The 22,032-nt window shown below is 73.2% G+C and carries 21 protein-coding genes; 9 read left to right on the top strand and 12 right to left on the bottom strand.

The genetic code is table 11. The features are described from left to right. The first annotated feature begins 45 nt into the window (after window positions 1-45). Window positions 46-1,173, top strand: a complete 1,128-nt coding sequence (locus tag ACFVGW_RS03240; RefSeq protein ID WP_385850515.1) for a magnesium and cobalt transport protein CorA — start codon at window positions 46-48, stop codon at window positions 1,171-1,173. Window positions 1,174-1,220: 47 nt separating this feature from the next. On the opposite strand, the gene ACFVGW_RS03245 is transcribed toward ACFVGW_RS03240, so the two are convergent. Both ACFVGW_RS03245 and ACFVGW_RS03250 read right to left on the bottom strand, forming a co-directional pair. Then, window positions 1,221-1,598, bottom strand: a complete 378-nt coding sequence (locus tag ACFVGW_RS03245; RefSeq protein WP_385850516.1) for a hypothetical protein — start codon at window positions 1,596-1,598, stop codon at window positions 1,221-1,223. A gap of 54 nt (window positions 1,599-1,652) precedes the next feature. Continuing rightward, the gene (locus ACFVGW_RS03250; protein ID WP_385850517.1) at window positions 1,653-2,681 is read right to left on the bottom strand and encodes a saccharopine dehydrogenase family protein; all 1,029 of its coding nucleotides are present in this window, start codon (window positions 2,679-2,681) and stop codon (window positions 1,653-1,655) included. A gap of 131 nt (window positions 2,682-2,812) precedes the next feature. Here ACFVGW_RS03250 and ACFVGW_RS03255 point away from each other — a divergent pair, with 131 nt between their 5' ends. The 3 genes from ACFVGW_RS03255 to ACFVGW_RS03265 all read left to right on the top strand — a co-directional run bounded on the left by ACFVGW_RS03255 (window position 2,813) and on the right by ACFVGW_RS03265 (window position 5,303). Then, window positions 2,813-3,775: a helix-turn-helix domain-containing protein gene (locus ACFVGW_RS03255; RefSeq protein ID WP_385850518.1), complete on the top strand. Its 963-nt coding sequence runs from the start codon at window positions 2,813-2,815 to the stop codon at window positions 3,773-3,775. A 118-nt stretch (window positions 3,776-3,893) separates the two neighbouring features. Continuing rightward, window positions 3,894-4,334 (top strand): pyridoxamine 5'-phosphate oxidase family protein, encoded by a 441-nt coding sequence (locus tag ACFVGW_RS03260; RefSeq protein WP_385850519.1) that lies wholly within the window; start codon window positions 3,894-3,896, stop codon window positions 4,332-4,334. An 84-nt stretch (window positions 4,335-4,418) separates the two neighbouring features. Continuing rightward, on the top strand, window positions 4,419-5,303 hold the full coding sequence (locus ACFVGW_RS03265; RefSeq protein WP_385850520.1) for a GNAT family N-acetyltransferase: 885 nt from the start codon (window positions 4,419-4,421) through the stop codon (window positions 5,301-5,303). A gap of 153 nt (window positions 5,304-5,456) precedes the next feature. On the opposite strand, the gene ACFVGW_RS03270 is transcribed toward ACFVGW_RS03265, so the two are convergent. Together ACFVGW_RS03270 and ACFVGW_RS03275 are read right to left on the bottom strand one after the other, a co-directional pair. Further along, window positions 5,457-6,722 carry an NAD(P)/FAD-dependent oxidoreductase gene (locus tag ACFVGW_RS03270; protein WP_385850521.1) on the bottom strand — a complete coding sequence of 422 codons (1,266 nt, stop codon included), beginning with the start codon at window positions 6,720-6,722 and terminating at the stop codon, window positions 5,457-5,459. A gap of 199 nt (window positions 6,723-6,921) precedes the next feature. Beyond that, window positions 6,922-7,989 (bottom strand): DUF2332 domain-containing protein, encoded by a 1,068-nt coding sequence (locus ACFVGW_RS03275; protein WP_385850522.1) that lies wholly within the window; start codon window positions 7,987-7,989, stop codon window positions 6,922-6,924. A 162-nt stretch (window positions 7,990-8,151) separates the two neighbouring features. Between ACFVGW_RS03275 and ACFVGW_RS03280 the strand changes: the two genes are divergently transcribed. The 5 genes from ACFVGW_RS03280 to ACFVGW_RS03300 all read left to right on the top strand — a co-directional run bounded on the left by ACFVGW_RS03280 (window position 8,152) and on the right by ACFVGW_RS03300 (window position 13,777). Beyond that, window positions 8,152-9,699 carry a carboxylesterase/lipase family protein gene (locus ACFVGW_RS03280; RefSeq protein ID WP_385850523.1) on the top strand — a complete coding sequence of 516 codons (1,548 nt, stop codon included), beginning with the start codon at window positions 8,152-8,154 and terminating at the stop codon, window positions 9,697-9,699. A 74-nt stretch (window positions 9,700-9,773) separates the two neighbouring features. After that, window positions 9,774-10,484 carry a response regulator transcription factor gene (locus tag ACFVGW_RS03285; protein ID WP_385850524.1) on the top strand — a complete coding sequence of 237 codons (711 nt, stop codon included), beginning with the start codon at window positions 9,774-9,776 and terminating at the stop codon, window positions 10,482-10,484. After that, window positions 10,471-12,447 carry a sensor histidine kinase gene (locus ACFVGW_RS03290; RefSeq protein WP_385850525.1) on the top strand — a complete coding sequence of 659 codons (1,977 nt, stop codon included), beginning with the start codon at window positions 10,471-10,473 and terminating at the stop codon, window positions 12,445-12,447. Before ACFVGW_RS03285 ends, ACFVGW_RS03290 begins: the two co-directional genes overlap by 14 nt. Before the next feature lie 123 nt (window positions 12,448-12,570). Continuing rightward, on the top strand, window positions 12,571-13,050 hold the full coding sequence (locus ACFVGW_RS03295; protein WP_385850526.1) for a hypothetical protein: 480 nt from the start codon (window positions 12,571-12,573) through the stop codon (window positions 13,048-13,050). 64 nt (window positions 13,051-13,114) lie between these two features. Further along, window positions 13,115-13,777 (top strand): class F sortase, encoded by a 663-nt coding sequence (locus tag ACFVGW_RS03300; protein WP_385850527.1) that lies wholly within the window; start codon window positions 13,115-13,117, stop codon window positions 13,775-13,777. A 12-nt stretch (window positions 13,778-13,789) separates the two neighbouring features. Here ACFVGW_RS03300 and ACFVGW_RS03305 read toward each other — a convergent pair whose 3' ends face one another. From ACFVGW_RS03305 to ACFVGW_RS03340, 8 genes are all read right to left on the bottom strand, one after another. Then, window positions 13,790-14,908 carry an agmatine/peptidylarginine deiminase gene (locus ACFVGW_RS03305; RefSeq protein WP_385850528.1) on the bottom strand — a complete coding sequence of 373 codons (1,119 nt, stop codon included), beginning with the start codon at window positions 14,906-14,908 and terminating at the stop codon, window positions 13,790-13,792. Between the two features lies 1 nt (window position 14,909). Then, window positions 14,910-15,776 (bottom strand): ABC transporter ATP-binding protein, encoded by an 867-nt coding sequence (locus ACFVGW_RS03310; RefSeq protein ID WP_385850529.1) that lies wholly within the window; start codon window positions 15,774-15,776, stop codon window positions 14,910-14,912. Then, the gene (locus ACFVGW_RS03315) at window positions 15,769-16,788 is read right to left on the bottom strand and encodes an ABC transporter ATP-binding protein (RefSeq protein WP_385850530.1); all 1,020 of its coding nucleotides are present in this window, start codon (window positions 16,786-16,788) and stop codon (window positions 15,769-15,771) included. The genes ACFVGW_RS03310 and ACFVGW_RS03315 overlap by 8 nt, the downstream gene beginning before the upstream one ends. After that, entirely contained in the window at window positions 16,785-17,645 is an 861-nt protein-coding gene (locus tag ACFVGW_RS03320) for an ABC transporter permease (protein ID WP_385850531.1), read from the bottom strand. The genes ACFVGW_RS03315 and ACFVGW_RS03320 overlap by 4 nt, the downstream gene beginning before the upstream one ends. Further along, window positions 17,642-18,610 carry an ABC transporter permease gene (locus ACFVGW_RS03325; protein WP_385850532.1) on the bottom strand — a complete coding sequence of 323 codons (969 nt, stop codon included), beginning with the start codon at window positions 18,608-18,610 and terminating at the stop codon, window positions 17,642-17,644. Before ACFVGW_RS03325 ends, ACFVGW_RS03320 begins: the two co-directional genes overlap by 4 nt. Continuing rightward, complete coding sequence (locus tag ACFVGW_RS03330; RefSeq protein ID WP_385850533.1) at window positions 18,607-20,286, bottom strand: ABC transporter substrate-binding protein; 1,680 nt, start codon at window positions 20,284-20,286, stop codon at window positions 18,607-18,609. Before ACFVGW_RS03330 ends, ACFVGW_RS03325 begins: the two co-directional genes overlap by 4 nt. 88 nt (window positions 20,287-20,374) lie before the next feature. After that, the gene (locus ACFVGW_RS03335; protein ID WP_385850534.1) at window positions 20,375-21,388 is read right to left on the bottom strand and encodes an agmatine/peptidylarginine deiminase; all 1,014 of its coding nucleotides are present in this window, start codon (window positions 21,386-21,388) and stop codon (window positions 20,375-20,377) included. Between the two features lie 116 nt (window positions 21,389-21,504). Next, the coding region (locus tag ACFVGW_RS03340) for an amidohydrolase family protein (RefSeq protein WP_385850535.1) at window positions 21,505-22,032 on the bottom strand (528 nt) is incomplete at its 5' end.

The raw sequence follows: 22,032 nt of genomic DNA on the forward strand, positions 1-22,032 counted from the left end.
TGGGAGCCACTGGCCCCGATCATGCATACGGAGATGGACCCCACGATGTCGGATCGCCGCCCCCGCGCATCCTGGCGCCGCCAGCCGGAACCCCCGGCGGCGCAGCGTCCGGAGCCGCAGCCGTCCGGACCCGGTCCCGAGCCGGCGGACCGTCCGAGCGTGGTGCAGGCGACGCTCTACCGGGACGGACGCAAGGTGGCCTCCCCCGCGACGCTGGCCGAGACGTTCCGCCAGCTGCGCGAGTACCCGGACGGCATGGCGTGGATCGGTCTGCACCGCCCGACGGAGTCCGAACTGCACTCGCTGGCGGGCGAGTTCGACCTCCATGAGCTGGCGGTCGAGGACGCGCTCGAGGCGCATCAGCGTCCGAAGCTGGAGCGGTACGGGGACACGCTCTTCGTGGTCCTGCGCGCGGCCCGCTACCTGGACGCCCAGGAGGAGGTCGACTTCGGCGAGCTGCACATCTTCGTGGGCCGGGACTTCGTGATCACGGTCCGCCACGGGGCGGCCCCGGACCTCTCGGCGGTCCGCCACCGCATGGAGGAGGACCCGGACCTCCTGGCCCTCGGCCCGGAGGCGGTCCTGTACGCGATCCTCGACGCGGTCGTGGACGGCTACGCCCCGGTGGTGGCGGGGGTCCAGAACGACATCGACGAGATCGAGACCGAGGTCTTCGGCGGCGACCCGGCGGTCTCGCGCCGCATCTACGAACTCTCCCGCGAAATGGTCGAGTTCCAGCGCGCGACCCGCCCGTTGGTGAGCATGCTGCACGGCCTGATGGCGGGCTTCGCCAAGTACGGCACGGACGAGGAACTCCAGCGCTACCTCCGCGACGTGGCCGACCACGTCACCCACACCAGCGAACGCGTGGACGGCTTCCGCCAGGCCCTGACGGAGATCCTGACGGTGAACGCGACGCTGGTGACCCAGCAACAGAACGCGGAGATGCGGGCGTTGGCGGAGGCGGGCTTCGAGCAGAACGAGGAGATCAAGAAGATCTCGTCGTGGGCGGCCATCCTGTTCGCCCCCACGCTGGTGGGAACGATCTACGGCATGAACTTCGACAACATGCCGGAGCTGCACTGGGCGGGCGGGTATCCGTTCGCTGTGGTGCTGATGGCGGTGGTGTGCACGAGTCTGTACGTGGTCTTCAAGAAGAAGGACTGGCTGTAGCCGGCGAGCCGACCGGGCGACGACGCACCCTCGGCCGGTGGTGCGGGTCAGCGCGGGGTCAGCGACCGGGCCAGGGCCAGGGTGCTGAGGGCGAACATCACGACGCCCAGGGGGACGTGCAGCGAGGCCATGTGCGCGATGCCGAGGACGACCTGCGCCGAGGCGAGGAGCAGGAAGCCGGTGGAGTACAGGATGGGGCGCGGGGATCCGCCGCCCGGGCGCCAGGCGAGGATCGTGGCGAGGACGTAGAGCATGGCGGCCGCGTACATCACCTTCGATCCGTAGTCGTGCAGCACGTAGGCGCGCGACGAGCTCAGCAACAGGCCCGCGGTGGACGCCTGGAAGAAGAGGGCCAGCGTCTGCAGGACCGTCGCGGTCCGGAGGAAGGTGCCGCCGCGCGGCGCTGCGACCGTCTGTCCGGTCATGGTGTGGGTCCTCTCTGATCGGGGTCGTGTCGGTCGGACGTCGGGGTCGCGTCGCTACGGGAGCAGTTCGAACGTGACGTGCGGGGAGAGGGCGCGCAGGAAGTCGGGAGCGTCGAAGATCGCGCCGGCGGCGGCGACGCCGACGGTGCGGATGCGGCCGGCGAGGACGCGTTCGAGGGCTTCGACGACGAGGGGCGCCGTGACGGCGTAGATGTCCCGGCCGTGGGCCACCGCCCGCCGCTCCGCGCCGCCGCGCCGTACAAGCGCGTCGACGAGGAAGGTCTGGTCGGACCGCCCGCTCGCGTCGGCGGCGGCCGGCGCCGGCGTGCCGGGGGCCGCGATGTCCTGGACGGCGTTGGCCGTCATGTAGGTCGTGACCTCGGGGACGGAGAGGTGGCTGGGCACGGTCACCACGTCGGCCATCGTGAACTCCCCGATCACGGGCCGAGGGCCCATCGGCGGCGGGAAGGGCCAGGTGAGGGCGGGCGGGGCGTCGGTACGGTACTCCCACTGTCCGCCGGTGTAGCGCAGGCGTCGCTCACCGCGCCGCTCCCGGGAGACCGCGCCCGAGAGCCGCGTCCCCGCGGTGGGGTGCCAGCTGCTCAGGCCGTAGGCGATGTGCACCTCGTCGGCGTTGCTCCAGTCGCGCAGGGCGGCGGTGGCCAGCAGGTCGCCGAGGCCGCCGAAGAAGGCCATCGCGGGGACGACGACCGCGCCGGCGTCCCGTGCCCGGTCGGCGTACTGGGCGAACGTGTCGAGGTTGGCCTCCAGTTCGGCAGCCACGTCCAGGTACGGGATCCCGGCCCGGAGGGCCGCTTCGATCACGGGGGCGGTCGTCGAGGCGAAGGGCCCGGCGCAGTTGATGACGGCGGCCGTACCGGCCAGCGCCCGGTCGAGCGAGTCCGGGTCGTCCACGGTCGCCGGGCGGGCGTCCAGACCGGTCCCGTCCGCCAGCGTCTTCAGCCTGCCGGCGTCACGGCCGGACAGCACGGGGACGAAGCCCCGCTCCACCAGCTCCGCCACCACGAACCGGCCGGTGTGCCCGTACGCGCCGAACACCGCAACCCTCTGCCCCGATCCCATGAACCCGCTCCTCCGCGCCGAGTGCCGCGCCGCGGATCCGTGTGGTCCGCCGCGCTCCGTCATGAAGATCCTGGCGTGGAGCAGCCCTTCCCACGAGTGTCCGGAACGACATGACCCGTACACTTCCAGACGTGACCACTGTTGCCCTGGCCATCACCGACGGCATGCTCCACTTCGAACTGTCCCTGGCGACGGAGGTCTTCGGCGCCGATCTGACCCACATCGTCGACCCCTGGTACGACTTCGCGCTCTGCGGTCCGAGCGCCGTCCAGGTCGGCCGGTTCCGGCTGGACCCCGACCACGGGCTCGACCACCTCCGACGAGCGGACACCGTGATCGTCCCCGGCTGGGCGGACGTCGACCAGGACCCGCCGGCCGAACTGGTCGACGCCGTCCGGGCGGCCCACGAGGCGGGAGCCCGCGTGGCCTCTCTGTGCACGGGCGCCTTCGTGCTCGCCGCAGCCGGCCTCCTCGACGACCGGGTCGCGACCACGCACTGGGCGCACACCGAGGAGCTGATCAGACGCCACCCCCAGGTCACGGTGGATCCCGATGTCCTCTACGTGGACAACGGGAGCGTGCTCACCTCCGCGGGCAAGGCCGCCGCCATGGACCTGTGCCTGCACCTGGTGCGCCTCGACCACGGCTCGGCCGTGGCCAACACGATCGCCCGGCGCCTGGTCGTCCCTCCGCACCGTGACGGCGGCCAGGCCCAGTTCGTGACCACTCCCGTACCCGCCCCCGGCAACCATCCGCTGGCCGGTCTGCTCCCCTGGGTGCTGCAGCGCCTCGACCAGGCGCTCAGCGTGGAGGACCTGGCCCGTCAGGCCGGGATGAGCTCGCGCCACCTGGGGCGCCACTTCAGATCGGTCACCGGCACCACTCCCCTGCAGTGGCTGCTCACCCAACGCATCCGGCATGCGCAGGAGTTGCTGGAGACCACCGACGACACCGTCGACACGATCGCGACGGCGACCGGGATGGGCACCGCCACCACCCTGCGCCGCCACTTCGCCCGTACGGTCGGCGTCCCGCCGGACACCTACCGCCGCACGTTCCGCACCCGGACCCGGTCCCGGAGCACTCAGCAGTAGATCCGAAACTAATAGTCTGCAACAAAACCATCTGCTACGGTCTCTCCTGTGAGCCCGAACGGCAGATGTCCGGGCCGTCGCGTCCCGCCCGTCCCCGACCACCGGAAGGCTGATCCCCATGAGCCCGCAGACCGCCACCGAGAACACCACCGGCACCACACGGAACGATGGCCCGGCACCGCGGGTACTCGGCGATCAGGAGCTCTCGGAGCTGTTGCGGCAGCAGCGGTTCGGCGTCCTCGCGAGCGTTCGCGGCACCGGTCACCCTCACCTGTCGACCGTCCTCTACGACTGGAACGCCGAGGAGCGCGTCCTGCGCGTCTCCTCCACCGCCGACCGCCTCAAGGTCCGCCAGCTGCGCCGCGATCCGCACGCCTCGCTGCACGTCAGCGGTCCGGACGTCTGGTCGTTCGCCGTGGCGGAGGGCATGGCGGAGATCCTCGACCCGGCCGACGCGGCGGCCCCGGGCGAGCAGCCGCTGCCCGACCGGCGCGTGACCATCAGGATCCAGGTCTCCCGTCTGTACGGGACCGCCCTGGACATCCCCTCCCAGGACTGAGGCCCCGCCGCGGGCACGGTGACGAGTCGTCCGTACTCTGCCCCCAACAGCCGTGTCGTGCCGGACCCCAGCATCGGAGACAGCTTGTCCGTCCGCATCACCGCCCTGACCGACCCCGAAGAGACCTCCTCCAGCCGCCGTCTGGCCTGGCTGGCGTCGGACGCCGACGGCAGACCCGTCGGATCCGCGTTCCTCCGCCTGTTCACCAAGGAGGGCCAGCGTCACCTCGCCGAACTGGACCTTCAGGTCCACCCCGCCGAGCGGCGCAGGCACGCCGGCTCCCAACTGCTCGCGGCTGCCGTGGCGGCAGCCCGTGAGGACGGGCGGCGCAGCGTCATCGCCCAGGCGGAGGAGGGTGGTTCCGGTCACGCCTTCCTGGCCGCCCGCGGGTTCCGGATCGCCCTGAGCCTGACCTACGCCCGGCTCGCCCTGGCCGACGCGGACCTCCCCGCCCTGACCGCGCTCGCCGAAGCTCCGCACGACGAGGGCTACCGGTTGACGGCGTGGGAAGGGCAGGTGCCCGACGAGCTCGCCGACACCTACGTGACCTCACGCCGCGCGATGGACGACATGCCGATGGGCGCCGTCGACTACGGCACGGTGGTCTGGGACGTCGAGCGGATGCGGGCGGCGGCCGCGGCCGTCGCGGCGCGCGGGGAGATCCTGCACACCGTCGCCGCGGTCGACCGGTCGGACGGCTCCGTCGTCGGCTTCACCGAACTCGTGGTCCCCGGCAGCGGCACCGGCGACGCCCAGCACTACGGCACGGCCGTCCTGCCCGGCCACCGGGGCCACGGACTGGCCCGCCGGATGAAGGCCGCCGCGATCATCGAGGCCCGCGAGCGCCACCCCGGACTCGGCGGCCTGCTCACCGACACCGCCGACAACAACCCGTACATGCGCCACGTCAACGACGCGCTCGGCTACCTGCCGACGCACGTGGCCCACGAATACCAGCTCGACCTGTAGCGGGCGCAGTCGGCTCCCGGCCGGAGCGGGGCGCCGGAGCGGGGCGCCCGGCCGGAGCGGGGCGCCGGAGCGGGGCGCCCGGCCGGAGCGGGGCGCCGGAGCGGGGCGCCGGGCCGGAGCGGGGCGCCGCGCCGCTCCGGCCAGGACCGCCGGTCAGCGTGCGGATGCCCCCACTGCCCTGCGGTGCCTGATGTTCACGGCCGAGGCCTTTGCCACGGCCAGGGGGTTCAGGAACCGCAGGGGGCCGATCAGGCGGTTGCCGAACAGATGCAGGTGCCGCGCCACCGACTCGTCGCGCGCCGCCGCCGAGAACATCAGCCGCTCCAGGGGGTTGAAGGGACGGGCCTTGGCGAAATCGGCGCCCAGGAACTGGTGACCGCGCAGCCGGCGTCCGTGCCGGCGGGCGTACACCGCGAGCGCCTTGTCGAGGTCCGCCCGGCCGGTCGCCGCCGGGGCGACCGCCTCGGCCAGCCATTGCGCGGACTGCAGGGCCCAGCCGCATCCCACACCCCACAGCGGATCGCCGGTCAGGGCGGCGTCGCCGATGAGCGCGAGGCCCGGCGCGGTCGGCTTCCGGCTGTGGAGCGGGTAGTCGACCAGGCCGATGAACTTCGAGACACGCTCGGCGGAGTCGATGGGCGGTGCCTCGGGCAGGGCGCGTACGAAGTCGAGGAAGCTGCCCTCCAGGTCCTCCCTGAAGGCCGGCAGCCGCTTCTTGTCCGGGAGCACGGCGAGGACCGTCACCCCGTCGTCGTTGGGGAACGCGTACGCCATGTCGGGTTCGAGGAACCAGGTCTGACCGATTCCGCCGTGCAGCGGAAGGTCGCGGAAGTGCGCGAGGTAGCCGAACCGCGCGTTCTCGTGCTCCCGGTCGGGCACCCCGGCGAACTTCGCCACGGCCGAGTCCTTGCCGTCGGCGCCGACGACCAGACGGGCCCTGATCTCGCGCTCGCCCTCCGTCGTCGTCGCGCGCACCCCCACGGTCCGCCCGGCCTCCGTGACGAGCCCGGTGACACGGTGGCCGAGGAGCAGGTCGACGCCGGGCGTCTCGGCGGCGTTCGACCTGATCAGCGGATCGAGGACGCTGCGCCGGATGTTGTACGCGTACGGCAGCTCGGGGCCCGCGGGCGCCGCCCTCGGCTCGATCCAGCCCCAGCGGGTGTACCAGCGGGCCTCGTTGCGGACGGCCCCCGCCTTCTCCAGGGCGGGGACGAGGCCGAGTTCGTCCAGTACCGGGTACGCGCAGGCGGTGACGGAGTGGGTGCACAGCACCTTGTACGCCTCGGGGTCCGAGCGGCGTTCCAGCAGCGCGACGCGGGCGCCGCGCCGGGCCAGCAGGGTCGCCGCCGCGCTGCCGGCGAGACTGGCTCCGCTGATGACGACGTCGTAGTCGTGTCCCGCGCTCTCAGGCCTGGTCATGCGCCGATCGCCCCCTTCGGGTGTGTCCGTTCGTGGGAGTGGTGCAGCGCCCCCGCTGTCAGGCGCATGACCAAGTGTAGGGAACTGCGGTTCGACGGAGGCGTGTTCAGGCCGCCCCCGCACGCACCCGCACGCACCCGCACACGCTCTGCGGGCCCGCGCCACCCGCCGGGGCTGCCGGCGGCGCTCCTCGCAGACCCTAGGACTCCGCCAGCCACGCCAGCAGGCGCCCCTGCGACCAGCAGCGTCCGACGGCCTCGGCGCGCAGGGCCGCCCCTTCGAACAGCGCCAGGCCGATGATGCTGTGGCCCGAGGCGCGGCGGTCGCCGAGCGTGGGGATCGCGGGCGCGACGCCCACCCCCTCCGCCGACACCCAGGCGACCGGTCGGTCCGCCGCCGCCTCGTCGAGTCGGTGCAGGAAGCGCAGGCGGCTGTCGAGCGGGTAGCGCGACAGCGCCCACGTCGTGGTGACGACGGGCAGCGCGTCCGCGGGCACGCGGGCGAAGGCGTCGGGCATCAGCTCGATCGCGTCGCCGCGCAGGAGCATCGGAGGGGTCGCCGCCGCCAGGGTCATCTCCGCCTCAAGCCCCGCCATCCGCTCCGGCCGGTCCGGCGGCACACAGGCGCGCAGCCATCGGGCGTCATCGGCGTCCGTGACGTCGGCCGGGTCGGCGTCGATGCCGATCCGGGCCACGACCTCGGGCATCGCCCGCGTCGGGAGGGGCCGGTCACCCACGACCGACGCCGACAGCCGTACGGGAGACGACGGGTCGCCCAGCGACTGTCCGTTGCCGTACCTGATGTCCGCGCGGTCGACCGTGAGGTTCAGCCCGGCCGAGCAGCCCACGTCGATCAGTCCCACCGCATGCGCGCCCGCCCGGCGCGCCGCCTCGGCCACGGCCGGGTACAGCACGGCGCCGCGTCCGGTCTCGTCGGGCTTCGGCTGCCGGCGCGTGGCGGCGGCCACGACTTGGTCGGTCATGCGCACCAGCGTGTCGATCGCCGCCTCGGCGGCGGCGTCGCGGTCCGCGGCGGCGTAGGCCGCGGCGAGCGCCGGGGCGAGCCCGGCGAGGGCGAGGTCGTGCAGGGCGGCGAGGATCACCGCGGGGCTCCGCCTGCGCGCGGGCGCAGCCTCGACGGCGCGCAGGGCTTCCCCGGACTCGCCGAGGGCGACGGCGACGCGCGCGTACAGCGGCGATGTCCTGGCGGCGTCGGTCTCACCGAAGTGCCGGTAGACCTGAGCGAGCGTGCGGGCCCTGCCGGCCATGGGAAGCCCCCGTCCTTCGCCTCGTACGAGCGCGCCGAGGCGGTCCCCGGCCGACTCGCAGGCTACTGCCGTAAATGATTGGCGAGGCATCGGGACCCGGCGGATCATGGGAAGGGTCCGTGCTCCACGCGAGCCCGCTCCACCCGGCTGGGGGTAGTCCCGATGACCGATGCCGCGTCCGGACCGTCGGAGTCGTCGGGTTCCCGGCCCGAAGTCCGTGCGGCGGGCGGAGTGCTGCGCGGCAGGCGCGAGGCGGGAGTGGCCGTCTTCCTGGGCGTCCCGTTCGCCGAGCCCCCGGTCGGCGCACTGCGGTTCGCCGCGCCGCGGCCGGCGCGGGCCTGGAGCGGGGTGCGGGAGGCGCTCTCGTACGGTCCGCCGCCTCCGCAGGCGGGCGTCTTCGGCATGGACGCGCTGGCGGGGGACGCGCAGGGCGACGACTGGCTGACGGTCAACGTCTGGTCGCCCGAGCCGACTCCGGGTGCCGGTCTGCCGGTGATGGTGTGGATCCAGGGCGGCGCCTACGTGTTCGGCATGTCCGGACTCCCCGAGTACGACGGCGGCCGCCTCGCCCGGGACGGCGACGTGGTCGTCGTGACCTTCAACTACCGCGTCGGCATGGAGGGCTTCGGGCAGATCGAGGGGGCTCCGCCCAACCGGGGGCTGCTCGATCAGGTCGCCGCTCTGGAATGGGTGCGGGACAACATCCGGGCCTTCGGCGGCGACCCCGGGCGGGTCACGGTCTTCGGCCAGTCGGCGGGCGGGGGGTCGGTCGCCGCACTGCTGGCGATGGACCGGGCGGCGGGGCTCTTCCGCCGGGCCGTCGCCCAGAGTGCGCAGGGCACGTTCTTCTCGCCCGAGCTCGCCGCGGACATCGCCGCCGTCAACGCCGCCGAACTGGGGCTGCGCCCCACGGTGACCGACCTGTCGGGCGTTCCGCCCCACCGGTTGCCCGCCGCGAGTGACGCGCTCGCCGCCACGATGGACCGTCGGACCGAGCGCTGGGGGCGGCCCGCGTACCGGACGATCCCCTTCTCGCCCGTCGTCGACGGCGACATCCTCCCCGTCACACCGTGGCAGGCCCTGTCCGGGGGCGCCGCCCTCGACGTCGAACTCCTCGTCGGCCACACCCGCGACGAGCAGCGTCTCTTCACGGCGATCGACGGACTGCTCGGCGAGGTGGGCGAGGACCGGGCGGCGGCCGCCCTCCGTCTCCTCGCCCCGGGCCCGGACGGTCCTCGCCGGTATCGCGACGCCTTTCCGGCGGCGGACGCCGAGGGGCTGTACGAACGGGTGCACTCCGACTGGCTGTTCCGCATGCCGTCGCTGCACCTCGCCCAGGCGCACACGGCCGCCGGCGGCCGCTCCCACGTCTACGAGCTGACCTGGTCCGCCCCGGGCATGGGCGGCGCCCTCGGCGCCTGCCACGGACTCGACGTTCCGCTGGTCTTCGGCAACCTGGACCGGGGCCGGCCGGCCATGCTGATCGGTGAGGCACCCTCGCCGGAGGCCGAGGCCCTGTCCGCCCGCATGCGCGCGGCGTGGACGGCGTTCGCCGCCCACGGCGACCCCGGCTGGCCCCCGTACGACACCGAGCAGCGACTCGTCCGGCTCTTCGACACGAGTCCCGCCGTCACCGCCTACCCGGAGGAACCCTCCCGCCTGATCTGGCAGGACCACGCCTTTCCCGTACTGCCCCTGACCGGCAGCTAGCGCGCTCGGCCGCCCACGGCCCGGCCGGGCCTTCGCACGGATCGCCTACGATCGGCCGCGTGTGCGCTGACGTGATGGTTGCAGAGGACGACGAGAAGCAGGCTGAGCTGGTCCGGCGCTATCTCGAACGCGAAGGACACTCGGTCACGGTCGTGGCCGACGGGCGGGCGGCGTTGGACCGGGTCCGGGAGCGGGAGCCCGATCTGCTGGTCCTCGACGTGATGATGCCGCGCACCGACGGCCTCGACGTCGTACGGGTGCTGCGCGGCGAGGCCAGGGAGCTGCCCGTGCTGATGCTCACCGCCCGGTCCACGGAGGACGACCTGCTGCTCGGACTCGACCTCGGCGCGGACGACTACATGACCAAGCCCTACAGCCCGCGCGAGCTGATGGCGCGCGTACGGACCCTGCTGCGCCGCACCGGCCGGGCCGGGGTGCCCGGCGCCGACGACGGGCGGGTTCTGCGCGTGGGCGCGCTGCGGGTCGACCCCGACCGGCACGAGGTGAGCGTCGACGGTTCGCCCGTGGAGTGCACGCCCGGTGAGTTCCGGATCATCGCCGCCATGGCCGCCGAGCCCGACAGGGTCTTCACACGGCCGCGGCTCCTGGAGGAACTGCACGGCTTCGACCGGTACGTCAGCGATCGCACCGTGGACATGCACATCATGAACCTGCGCAAGAAGCTGGAACCCGAGCCTCGTACGCCGGCCCGTCTGCTCACCGTCTTCGGCGTCGGCTACAAGCTGACCGACCCCGCGAAGGGCGCGCCGCGTGCGTCGTCGTGACCGCGGGGCGCGCTCACGGCTGCCCCTGCGCAAGAGTCTGCTCGGGCGCTTCCTCGGGGTCTTCGCCCTGGTCGCGGCGTGCTCGGTCGCGGCGACGGCGTGGCTGGCCTCCCAGACCACCTCGGGGGCGCTGAAGCAGGAGCAGGGCCAGGCCCTGGCCGACGACGCCCGGATCTACGACGCCCTGCTCGGGTATGCGGCGACCCATCCCCGTTGGGACGGGGTGGACCGGGAGGTGGAGGAACTGGCGTCGCGGTTCGGGCGCCGTATCGCCGTCACCACCCACGACCGCGGCCCTCTCGCCGACTCGGCCGGGGGCACCGGACCGCAGCTGCCCGCCCGGCCGTCGGCGGTCGTCGATCCGCTCTCAGTGGACAGCGCGCTCTCCGGCGCCGTGAGCGCGGGGCCGGGCGATGCCACGTCGTCGACCGACCGGATCGACACGCGGGCCGTCGGCCCCTTCCGGCTGCCGCCCTCGGAACGCCGTGAGCTGCGGGCCAGGGCGGATCGCCTGGCGGCCTGTCTGCAGCGGCTCGGCGAGAACGCCGTCGTGACGGAAGGCCCGTCAGGACGCCCCCGCATCAGCCGTTCCGCCGCCACCAGTGGGCTCCTGGCATCGGACGAGTGCTCCACCACCAGCCTCGACACCCCCACGGCGACCGAGGCCAGGGCCCTCGAAACCCTGGCCAAGCTCGCCAACGCCTGCCTGAGCCGCCAGGACCGTCCGGCCGTCACCCTGAACGCGGACCTGACCTGGCAGGAGCGGCCCCGACGGCCGGCCGCCCCCGCGGACGTTCCCATGCCGGTTCCCGCGCCGAGCGAGATCGACCGCTCGGCCGACGAGGCCGTCGGCTCGTGCGTGAACACGGCACGACGCGAGCAGCTGAGTTCGTACGTCGCCCAGCCGGCGCTGCTCTTCATCGGCGATCCCGACAAGGGCAGCGTCCCCGGCTTCGACCTCTCCGCCGCGAACACGGCCCGGATCGCGGGGGCGGCGGCGCTCGTCCTCGCGCTCACCATCGGCGTCTCGGTCGTCATGGGCCGCCGGCTCGTCCGCCCGCTGCGCGCGCTGACCGGCGCGGCCCAGCGGATGAAGGAGGGCGGCGAGGCCGCGCCCATCACGGTCCCCGCCGACCACGAGATCGGACAACTCACCGCAGCCTTCAACGAACTGACGGAGCATCGGGCGCGCCTCGAAGCCCAGCGCAAGGCGATGGTCAGCGACGTCGCCCATGAGCTGCGTACGCCGCTGAGCAACATCCGGGGCTGGCTGGAAGCCGCGCAGGACGGGGTGGCCGACACCGATCCGGCCCTGATCGCCTCGCTCCTGGAGGAGGCCGTACAGCTGCAGCACATCATCGACGACCTGCAGGATCTCGCGCAGGCGGACGCCGGTGCGCTGCGGCTGCACCGGGAGCCCGTCGACGTGGCGGAGCTGCTCGGCCAGGTCGCCGCCGCCCACCAGGCGGAGGCCGAGCGCGCGGGTGTCAGCCTGGTCGTCGAGGCGCCCCAGCCGGCGCCCGAGCTGACCGCGGACCCCGTACGGCTGCGGCAGGTCATCGGCAACCTGGTCTCGAACGCGGTCCGCCACACCCCGCGCGGCGGTCGCGTCGATCTGCGCGCGTACGGAGTCGGCGGGGCCGGCGGGGCCGGCTCGGGCGGCGAGCCCGCCCGTGGTGCGCACGACGGGGCGGTGGCGGAGGTCGTCGTGGAGGTCGCCGACACGGGCAGTGGGGTCGCCGCCGGCGATCTGCCGTACGTGTTCGACCGGTTCTGGCGCGCGGAGAGGTCGCGCAGCCGGCGTACCGGCGGCAGCGGTCTGGGTCTGGCGATCGTCCGCAAACTCACCGAGGCGCACGGCGGTTCGGCCACCGCCGCCTCGACGGAGGGCGTGGGCTCGACGTTCACGCTGCGCCTTCCGCCGGGTCTGCGGGAGGACGCGGGCCGCGCGGCGAAGGTCTGACGGCAAGGCCACAGGCTCCTGACAGCTTTCTGACATGTTCCCGTGAGCATGGCGATCACCGGGCGCCCGAGCGGATCAAAGGCGAGGGCGCCGGCCGTCTTGTACCGAAGGGAAGCCACAGCCATGCCGTCCCACCGCAGCCCGTCCCGGCGCCGTCGCAGCCTGCGCGCCGCCGCCTTCACCACCGTCGTGATCGGCGGGGTGCTCCTGCCCTCGACGTCGGCGTTCGCCGACGACAGGCCGTCCGCGGCGCCGTCGGAGCCGGGGGCCGTCCCGTCGGCGAGCGCCTCCGACACCCCCCGCGACTCCGGCTCCGCCACTCCGCGCCCCGTCCCGGACCGCACCTCGGGCGAGGTGGCGGCGCCGCGCGGCGGTGTCGCCGCCGGTGAGCGCGCGGACGGCACACCGCGTCCTGTCCCGGACCGGACGGCCGGCGAGGTGGCGGCGCCGCGCGGCGGTGTCGCCGCAGGTGAGCGTCCCGTCGGCCCGGAAGGCGGGAACCCGGCCACCGCCGTCGCCGGGGCGGCCGCCGGTGCGGTGCTCCTCGCGGGCGCGGGCACCGTCGTACTGCGCCGTCGGGGCACCGCCCACCGCAACGACTGACGACCGACACGCCGTGGTGCCGTCGGCGACGGCGGCACCACGGCTCCGCGCCACGGGAGCCCTCATGACCCGCACCACCGGCCGACGAGCACCGGCCCGGCGACGGTACGCCCGGCCGCTGCTGCTCTGCGCCGTCCTGACCACGACCGTCGGCGCCTGCGCGACCGAGGGCGCCCGGAGCGCTCCCCCGGCGGCGACGGCGTCGCACGTCCCCGCCCGCGATCCCGGGCCCGACTCCGCTGACTCCACGGACTCCACGGGTCCGGCCCGGGTCCCCGCGACGAAGGCGGCCCCGGTCCGCGTGTCCGTCCCGTCCCTCGGCATCGACAGCGAGCTGATGAGGCTCGGCCTCAACCCGGACGGCACGGTCGAAGTGCCGCCGCCGGACAAGGGGATGACGGCCGGCTGGTACACCGGCAACGCCCGTCCGGGAGAGCCCGGCGCCGCGGTGATCATCGGCCACAACGGCACCCGCTTCGGCAGGGCCGTGTTCCACGACCTCAAGCGGATACGCAAGGGGGCGGCCGTCGACGTCCGCGACAGCCGGGGCGGCAGCGTGCGCTTCACCGTCACCGGGACCGAGACCGTCGGCAAGGACGCCTTTCCGACGGAGAAGGTGTACGGCGCCACCCGGGAGCGCACCCTGCGGCTGATCACGTGCGACGGCGCGTTCGACGCGGCCGGCCACCCCGTGGACAACCTGATCGTCTACGCCGTCGCACGCTGACCTCGTGCCCTGTTACGCGACGGGCTGCTGCTGGGTGACGCAGTGGATGCCGCCGCCGCCCGTGCCGAGGCGGTCGATGTTGAGCTGCTCGATCACACGGTCCGGGTAGAGGCGGGCCAGGGTCGCCCTGGCCCCCTGGTCCGCGCGGGTGTCACCGAAGTGGGCGCTGATGACGGCGCCGTTGCAGAGGTAGTAGTTGGCGTAGGAGGCGAGGAAGTCCCGGCTGGTGGAACGAATCTTGTTGTAGTCCGGACCCTGGAGGCGCAGCACGTCCATGGGGTGGCCGGCGGCGGTCGTCGAGGCGGACAGGATGCTGAACTGCTGGCGCGCGTCGCGGGCGTAGGCGTCGGTGTCGGAGGCGAGGGGCATCTGGACGAGGGCCTCGCCGGGGGCGAGGAAGCGGGACGTGGCGTCGACGTGGTCGTCGGTGATGTCCTGGCCGCGCACGCCGTCGAACCAGATGACCTTGGAGGCGCCGTACGCGTCGCACATCGCGGTCTCCAGCCGGCGCTCCGACACCCCGGGGTTGCGGTTGCGGTTCACCAGACTGCTGCGGGTGGCCATCAGGGTGCCGGCGCCGTCCTGTTCGATGGCGCCTCCCTCACCGACCAGGTCGGCGGAGGTGAACGGGACGCCCACGTAGGCGGCGATCCGTTCGGCGACGAGGGCGTCCTTGGCGTGGGCCTGCTTGTTGCCCCAGCCGTTGAAGTTGAGGCCGACGGCGTCCAGGCCGCCGGCTCCGTCCGTACGGAAGACGGGTCCGCTGTCGCGCATCCAGCAGTCGTCGACGGGGATGGAGCTGATGACGGTGACCGTGGAGCCGCACAGCGAGCGGGCCCTGGCGGCACTGCCGGAGTTGGCGCACATGACGACCGGCTCGTACTTCGCGATCGTACGGGCGATCAGGGCGATGTCCGTCTGGACGCCGCCGAGCTTGTTGCCCCAGATCGAGGTGCTGTCCGGCCAGGCCATCCAGGTGCGGGTGTGGCGGACGTCCTCGATCGGGACCCGGTAGGCGCCCGCGACGGCGCGGGCCCTGTCCTGGGTCGTCATGGCGAGCGCGGCGCCGGCGGCGGTCGCCCCGGCGGCGACGAGGAATCCTCGCCGGTTCAGGCCTCTGTTCAGGGTCATTTCATGCCTCCTGTGTGGGGGTGCCTGCGGTGTCGGGCAGCTCCTGACGGGCCGTCGCGATCCCGTGCGGGTTCCAGCCGGGGTGCGGGACGGAGTCCAGGAGCAGCCGGGTGTACGGGTGTTGCGGCGCGGCGAGCACGTCGGCCGTGGCGCCGGCCTCGACGACGCGGCCGTGGCGCATGACGAGGACCTCGTCGGTGACGCACCGGACCACGCCGAGGTCGTGGGTGATGAAGAGGTAGCCGATCGGGGTCTGTTCGCGGATATCGGCGAGCAGGTTGAGGATCTGGGCCTGTACGGACACGTCGAGCGCGGCGACCGCCTCGTCGAGGACGAGGACGGCCGGTTCCACGGCGAGCGCGCGGGCGATGGCGACACGCTGGCGCTGACCGCCGGAGAGCTGGCGCGGAAGCGCGTCGGCTGCGCGGGTGCCGAGGCCGACCTGGTCGAGGAGTTCGCGGATGCGGGGCTCGGGGTTCCGGTCGGGGAAGTGCAGGCGCAGCGTCTCGCGGAGGACCCGTTCGACGCTGGTCCTGGGGTCGAGGGACAGATACGGGTCCTGGAAGACCATCTGCACCTCGCGGGCTCTGGCCAGGCGCTTTTCCCGGCCGCGTACCCGGCCGGGGCGGGCCCGGCCCCGGATCCGTACCTCTCCGGCGTCGGCCCGCTCCAGACCGACGACGATGCGGGCGGTGGTGGTCTTGCCCGAGCCGGAGCCGCCGACGATGCCGAGCGAGCGGCCCTCGGGCAGGGTGAACGACACGCCGTCCACGGCCCGTACGGCGCCGAAGGTGCGGCTCAGGTCGAGGACCTGGAGCAGGGGTTCGGCCGGCAGCGGGGGTTCGGCCATCAGCAGGGGTTCAGCCATCGATGACCGCTCCTTCTCGTGCGAGGCGTTCGCTGTGGTGGCAGGCGGCGAGGTGTCCGGGCAGGCCGGGGGCGGGCAGCGGCTCGGGGGCCGTCCGCTCGCAGACCTCGGTGGCGAGGGGGCAGCGGGCGGCGAACGCGCAGCCGGCCGTCGCGGTCCGCAGGTCGGGCGGCTGCCCGGGGATGGCGGAGAGCCTGCCGCCCGGGGTGGTGAGGCGGGGCGTGGAGGCGAGCAGCGCCGCGGTGTACGGGTGGCGTGGGCGCTCGAAGAGGGCGGCGGCGGGGCCGGTCTCGGCGATCCGCCCGGCGTACATGACGTACACGCGGTCGCTGATCGCCGCCGCGAGGTCGAGGTCGTGGGTGACGAAGAGCAGGCCGGTGCGGAAGGACTGGCGCAGCCGGGCCAGCAGAGCGATCACCTCGGCCTGGGTGGTGACGTCGAGCGCGGTGGTGGGTTCGTCGGCGAGGAGGAGCACGGGATCGCCCATCAGCGCCGCGGCGATCACGACGCGCTGCAGCATGCCGCCGGAGACCTGGCTCGGGTAGGCGCGCAGGGCGGTGTCGTCGAGGCCGACGGCGTGCAGGAGTTCGGTGGCGCGGACGGTGGCGGTGGCCCGGTCCAGGGTTCCGGCGGCACAGACGCCCTCGGTGAGGAAGTCGCCGATGCGGCGCAGCGGGTTGAGGGTGGCCCGCGGGTCCTGGAAGATCATCGCTACGGTGCCCGCGCGCAGGGCGCGCAGCCGTTCGGCGCCCATGGTGAGGACGTCCCGGCCCTCGACGAGGACGGTGCCCTCGGTGGTGGCACCCGGCGGCAGCAGGCCCAGGGCGCTGCGTGACGTGAGGGACTTCCCGGAGCCGGACTCGCCGACGAGCGCGACGGTCTCGCCGGGTCCCACGGTGAGGTGGACGCCGTCGAGGACGGGGCGGGCGGTGCCGGGGAGTGTGAGGCGCAGGCCGCGGACGTCCAGGGTGGGGGTCGGAGGGGTGGGCTGCTCGGTGTGCGGTGTGGTCATCGGTCTCTCCTGGCCACGCGGTCGGCCCAGCGCTCGCCGACCACGTTGAACGCGACGACGGTCAGCACCACGAGGACGCACGGCAGGATCGCGGAGAGCGGGTAGCCGTGCTGGATGGCGGTCTGGCCGTCGAAGACCATGCGGCCCCAGTCGGGCGTGAGCGGTGGCACGCCGAGACCGAGGAAGGACAGGCCGGCCAGGTCCATGAGGGCGTAGCCGAAGTTGATGGTCGACTGGGCGAGGACGACCGGGGCGATGTTGGGCAGGACGTGACGCAGGCAGATCTGGAGCCCGGAGTGGCCCTGGACCAGGTGGGCGCTGACGTACGGGCGGGCGCGTTCGGCCAGGACGAGGGAGCGGGTGAGCCGGCTGACGTACGGCAGGTACGCCACGCCCAGCGCCGCGACCGGGGCGAGCAGGCCCTCTCCGTACACCGACACCACCAGGATCGCCAGCAGCATCCCGGGGAAGGCGAAGACGAGTTCGGTGGAGCGGGAGAGCAGGGAGTCGAGCCGGCCGCCGCGCCAGGCCGCGGCGGTGCCGACGGCCACCCCGACGAGGGTGGAGACGGCGACCACGCCGAGGGGGCCGAGCAGGGAGGTACGGGCGCCGAGGAGAAGCCGGGACAGGGTGTCGCGGCCCGCGGTGTCGGCACCGAGCGGATGGCCGGCCGAGGGTCCGGCGAGCGCGGCGCCCAGGTCGACGGTGTTGGGATCGTGGGGCGCCAGCCAGGGCGCGAGCAGCGCGGCGGCGACGACGAGTCCCACGAGCGTCAGGCATGCCAGGTGGAGCGGCGAACGGCCGGATGAGGCACGGAGTTTCGCGAGGCCCGGCCGCCGGGTCAGGACGGCGGTCATGCGGCGGCCCCTCTCGTCCCGAGGGTGATCCGGGGGTCGACCAGCGGCAGCAGGAGGTCGACGATCAGGTTCACGGCCATGAACAGGGCGACGATGATCAGGGAGACGGCCTGGACCGTCGGGAAGTCCTTGGTCGTGGTGGCCAGTTCGAGGAGCTGTCCGATGCCGCCGATGCTGAAGGCCGTCTCCACGAGGATCGTGCAGACCAGCAGCGTGGAGACGATGAGGCCGCCGGTGGTGAGCACGGTCCCGAGCGCGTTGCGCAGCACATGGCGGCGGATGACCAGGCGTTCGGGGACGCCCCGGCTGCGGGCGACGGTGACGTGTTCGCCGTCGAGGGCTTCGAGCATGGCGGCGCGGGTGACGCGGGCGAGCATCCCGATCAGGTAGAGCGCGAGGGCGACGGCCGGCAGGGTCAGGTGCCACACCATGTCGAGGAGTCCGTCGCCGGAGCCGCTGCTGGGGAACCAGCCGAGGTTGACGGCGAAGAGGCCCTGGAGCAGGACGGCGGCGACGAAGGAGGGGGTGCCGATCGCGAAGGCGGTGGTGACGAGGACGGCCGAGTCGGCGGTGCCGCCGCGCACGGCCGCGAGCCGCCCGAGCACGAGGCCCACGATGACGACGACGACCAGCGCCATGGTGATCAGCAGCAGCGAGGTGGGCAGCCGGTCGGCGAGGAGCCGGGATACGTCCGTACGGTAGGTGAGGGAGCGGCCGAAGTCGCCCTGGACCATGTCGCCGAGCCAGCGCAGGTAGCGCACCGCGAACGGGTCGTCGAGGTGGTAGCGGGCGTTGACGGCGGCGAGCGCCTCGGGCGAGGCGGAGCGGCCGGAGAGCAGGAAGCTCGCGGGACTGCCGGGCGCCAGGTACAGGGCGCCGAAGACGACGAACGAGGCGACGAGGAGGGTGGCCGCCATCTCGGCGACCCGGCGTGCGGCGAATCTGACGAAGTCGACGAGGGTCACGGCGCGGCCCCCGGGTCCGTGGCGCCGATGCCGGCGGCCCACGGGTGGTACATGTACGCGATGGTGGTGGGGGCGCCGGTGATCCGCTTGTTCTGGAAGACCGCGGTGGGCCACTCCGCGACCGGGATCCAGGGCAGCTGCTCGGCGGCGTGCCGCTGGAGTTCGCTCTCGACGCGCAGGCGCCGGTCCTTGTCGTAGGTGCCGGTGGCCTGCTCGACCAGGGTGTCGTACCGCTTGTCGCTGTATCCGGAGAAGTTGAGGTACGCGCCGGTCCTGAAGTTCGTCAGGAGGTCGAGCGGGTCGGTGACCGAGTTGTAGTAGGTGACCGGGAAGAGGTCGATGCCCTCGCGCGCCTCGGGGTCGGTGAACAGGGCGGTGAAGGCGTTGGGGGCGACGGACTTGAGGTTCACGTTCAGCCCGATCTCGCTGCCGGCGGCCTGGACGGCGGTGGCGAGGAGAGAGACGTCCTGCCCGATGGAGCTGGTCGCGACGGTCAGGGTCCTGCCCTGGGCGCCGGCCTCCTCGATGAGCTTCTTCGCCCGCTCGACGTCCCGCTTCGTGGGCGGCAGTCCGCCGAAGGCCGACTCGCGCACCTCCGGTGAGGCTCCCGCCCATGCGGCGCGGGTGGTGAGCGAGCTGGTGACGGTGCCCGCACCGCCGAGGCCCGCCTTCACGAACCCGGAGCGGTCCAGGGCGAGGGAGAGCGCCTGGCGTACGCGTACGTCGCCGAGCGCGCCGTTCATGTTCGTGATGCCGAGGTTGACGGTGCTGAGGCCCTCACCGAAGTGGAGGGTGCCGACCCCGCTGTCCTTGAGGCGGCCGTAGCTCTCGGTGGGGATCAGGTATCCGCCGTCGGCCTCGCCGCTGAGCAGGGCGTTGGTGCGGGCGGAGGGGTCGGTGAGGAAGCGGAAGACGACCTTGCCGGCCTTGGCCCGGGTGCCCCAGTAGCCGTCGAACCTGTTCAGTTCGAGGGTCTGCCCCTTCTGCCAGGCGCCGAGCGTGAACGGGCCGGTGCAGGCCAGACCCCCGCTGGTCCCGTAGTCGCCACCGGCCGCGGTGACCCCCTTCCTGGAGGCGACGACACCGGCGGCGGTCGCCATGTACTGGGGGAACTGTGAGTCGGGCTTCTTCAGGGTCACGGTGACCTGGAGCGGGCCGGTCTTGCGTACGGAGGCGACGTTCTGGAAGTTCTGCGCCCAGGCGGCGGCGTTCTTCGGATCCGTCTGCCGGCCGAGGCTGAAGACGACGTCGTCGGCCGTCATGGTCCCGCCGTCGTGGAACCGCACGCCGCGCCGCAGGTCGTAGACCCAGGTGGTCGGGTCGGGGTTGGACGCCTTCTCGGCGAGCCCGGGTTCGAGCGTGAGCCCGGGCGTCCAGCGCATCAGGCTCTCGCAGACGTTGGAGAGGATGGTGTTCTGCGGGTAGTCGAACGCCATCGTGTAGTCGAGCGTGGGCGGCTCCGCGTAGACCGCCCAGGTGAACGCGTCGATGTCCCCCTTGGGCTCGGGGGTGCCGGCCGACAGCGCGAACGAGGCACCGGATCCGTCCGCCCCGTCGCGGGGCGGGCCGGAGCAGGCCGCGAGGGCGGTGAGGGCGGCGGCCACGGTGAGGGCCGCGACGGCGGTCCTCGGCGGGCGCCGTCTCGGGACGCGGGGCGGGGGCGGTGCGGTGCTCATCGTCGCGCTCTCTTTCGGTACGGCAGGCGGAGGGTGGTGCTGAGGGGGTGCCGACGGGCGCCGCGCCGGGGGTGGCGCCCGTCGGGGACTACGCGGCGGGGCGGGCCGCCGGGATCTGCTGGGTGATGCAGTGGACGCCGCCTCCGCCGTACGCGATGACCGGGGCCCGTACGCCGACGACCTTGCGGTTCGGGTACGCGGCGGCGATCACCTCCAGGGCGGCCATGTCCTGCGGCACCCCGGCCACCGGTACGACGACTCCGCCGTTGGCGACGTAGTAGTTCAGGTACGAGACCTCGACCCGGCCGCCCGCGACCTCGGCGAACGCGGTCTGGGGTACGTCGACGATCTCCAGAGCACGGCCCCGGGCGTCGGTGGAGACCTCGAGCACGGCGCGGTTGGCGCGCATCCGGGCGTGGTCGGGGTGCTCGGGGTCGTCGGGCGTCGAGACGACGACCTTGCCGGGGGCTGCGAACGCGCAGACACCGTCGACGTGACCGTCGGTCTCGGTGTCGAGCAGCCCGCCGTAGGGGAGCCAGATGATCTTCTCGACGCCGAGCTGCGCCTTGAGCTCGGCCTCGATCTCCTCCCGGGTCATGTCCGGGTTGCGGTTGGGGTGGAGGAGGCACTGCTCGGTGGTGATGAGGGTGCCTTCGCCGTCGACCGTGATCGCCCCGCCTTCCAGGATCATCCCGGAGGCGATCCGGTCGACCCCGAGGTGGTCCAGGAGCAGCGCGCTGATCCGGTCGTCGGAGTCGTACGGGTGGTGCTTGCGGCCCCAGGCGTTGAAGCGGAAGTCGACACCGGCGCGGCGGCCGTCGCCGTCCAGGACGAAGAGCGGCGCCGAGTCCCGGAACCAGGAGTCGTCGAGGGGCAGTTCGACGACGGTGACGGTGTCGCCGCAGTGGGCGCGGGCGTCCTCGGCGAAGCCAGGAGGGGCGACCATCGTGACGGGTTCGAAGCGCGCGATGGTGCGGGCGACGTCGGCGTACTCGTCCTTCACGGCGTCCAGGACGTCGTGCCACAGGTCCTCACGGGTGGGCCAGGCCATCAGGCAGCCCTCGTGCTCGGACCACTCGGCGGGCATACGAAAAGCGGTCATCGGGGGTCTCTTTTCGGTCGCTGGGAAGGATCGTGGCCCCAACTGAAATTTCAGTCAAGACTTCGGAGAAAAGGAAGCGGGAGCCGGAAGGGCTCCGAGAAGGGGGTTCGGAGGAGTCAGAGGAAGTAGAGGCGGTTGAGGGAGACGGATTCGGCCGGTTCGGAGCGGAGCGGGTCGCCGTCCAGCGACACCAGTCCCGTCCGGCCGTCGACCTGGACGTCTCCGACACGGGAGTTCAACAGCAGGTTTCCGGGGCCGATGCCCCGCGTGCCGCGCACGGCGACCCGGCGGCGCCGGGTCGGCAACAGGTCCGAGCCCAGATCGACCGCCGCCCGGGCCACGAACGCCACCGACAGCTCCGCCGGCGCGGCCCCATGTGCACCGAACAACGGGCCCAGCACCAGCGGTTCACAGGTGTCGGTGGCGGCGTTCGGATCGCCCACGACCCCCCACGCGGGGAAACCGTTCTTGATGACCATCTGCGGCTTGGCACCGAAGAACTCCGGCCGCCACAGCACGACGTCGGCCATCTTCCCCACCTCGATCGAGCCGATCTCATGGGCCAGGCCGTGCGCGATCGCCGGGTTGATGGTCAGCTTCGCCATGTACCGCAGCACACGCGCGTTGTCGTCGTGCGCCCCGTC

It is taken from the genome of Streptomyces sp. NPDC127129 (genome assembly GCF_042671585.1).
In the GTDB taxonomy this organism is placed as follows: Bacteria; Actinomycetota; Actinomycetes; order Streptomycetales; family Streptomycetaceae; genus Streptomyces.

Coding starts and splice junctions, on each gene's coding strand:
- ACFVGW_RS03275 (WP_385850522.1), bottom strand. CDS start 7,989: ATGGCCGGCAGGGCCCGCACGCTCGCTCAGGTCTACCGGCACTTCGGT.
- ACFVGW_RS03335 (WP_385850534.1), bottom strand. CDS start 21,388: ATGACCGCTTTTCGTATGCCCGCCGAGTGGTCCGAGCACGAGGGCTGC.
- ACFVGW_RS03260 (WP_385850519.1), top strand. CDS start 3,894: ATGAGCCCGCAGACCGCCACCGAGAACACCACCGGCACCACACGGAAC.
- ACFVGW_RS03285 (WP_385850524.1), top strand. CDS start 9,774: ATGGTTGCAGAGGACGACGAGAAGCAGGCTGAGCTGGTCCGGCGCTAT.
- ACFVGW_RS03305 (WP_385850528.1), bottom strand. CDS start 14,908: ATGACCCTGAACAGAGGCCTGAACCGGCGAGGATTCCTCGTCGCCGCC.
- ACFVGW_RS03245 (WP_385850516.1), bottom strand. CDS start 1,598: ATGACCGGACAGACGGTCGCAGCGCCGCGCGGCGGCACCTTCCTCCGG.
- ACFVGW_RS03270 (WP_385850521.1), bottom strand. CDS start 6,722: ATGACCAGGCCTGAGAGCGCGGGACACGACTACGACGTCGTCATCAGC.
- ACFVGW_RS03280 (WP_385850523.1), top strand. CDS start 8,152: ATGACCGATGCCGCGTCCGGACCGTCGGAGTCGTCGGGTTCCCGGCCC.
- ACFVGW_RS03320 (WP_385850531.1), bottom strand. CDS start 17,645: ATGACCGCCGTCCTGACCCGGCGGCCGGGCCTCGCGAAACTCCGTGCC.
- ACFVGW_RS03310 (WP_385850529.1), bottom strand. CDS start 15,776: ATGGCTGAACCCCTGCTGATGGCCGAACCCCCGCTGCCGGCCGAACCC.
- ACFVGW_RS03300 (WP_385850527.1), top strand. CDS start 13,115: ATGACCCGCACCACCGGCCGACGAGCACCGGCCCGGCGACGGTACGCC.
- ACFVGW_RS03295 (WP_385850526.1), top strand. CDS start 12,571: ATGCCGTCCCACCGCAGCCCGTCCCGGCGCCGTCGCAGCCTGCGCGCC.
- ACFVGW_RS03240 (WP_385850515.1), top strand. CDS start 46: ATGTCGGATCGCCGCCCCCGCGCATCCTGGCGCCGCCAGCCGGAACCC.
- ACFVGW_RS03250 (WP_385850517.1), bottom strand. CDS start 2,681: ATGGGATCGGGGCAGAGGGTTGCGGTGTTCGGCGCGTACGGGCACACC.
- ACFVGW_RS03315 (WP_385850530.1), bottom strand. CDS start 16,788: ATGACCACACCGCACACCGAGCAGCCCACCCCTCCGACCCCCACCCTG.
- ACFVGW_RS03330 (WP_385850533.1), bottom strand. CDS start 20,286: ATGAGCACCGCACCGCCCCCGCCCCGCGTCCCGAGACGGCGCCCGCCG.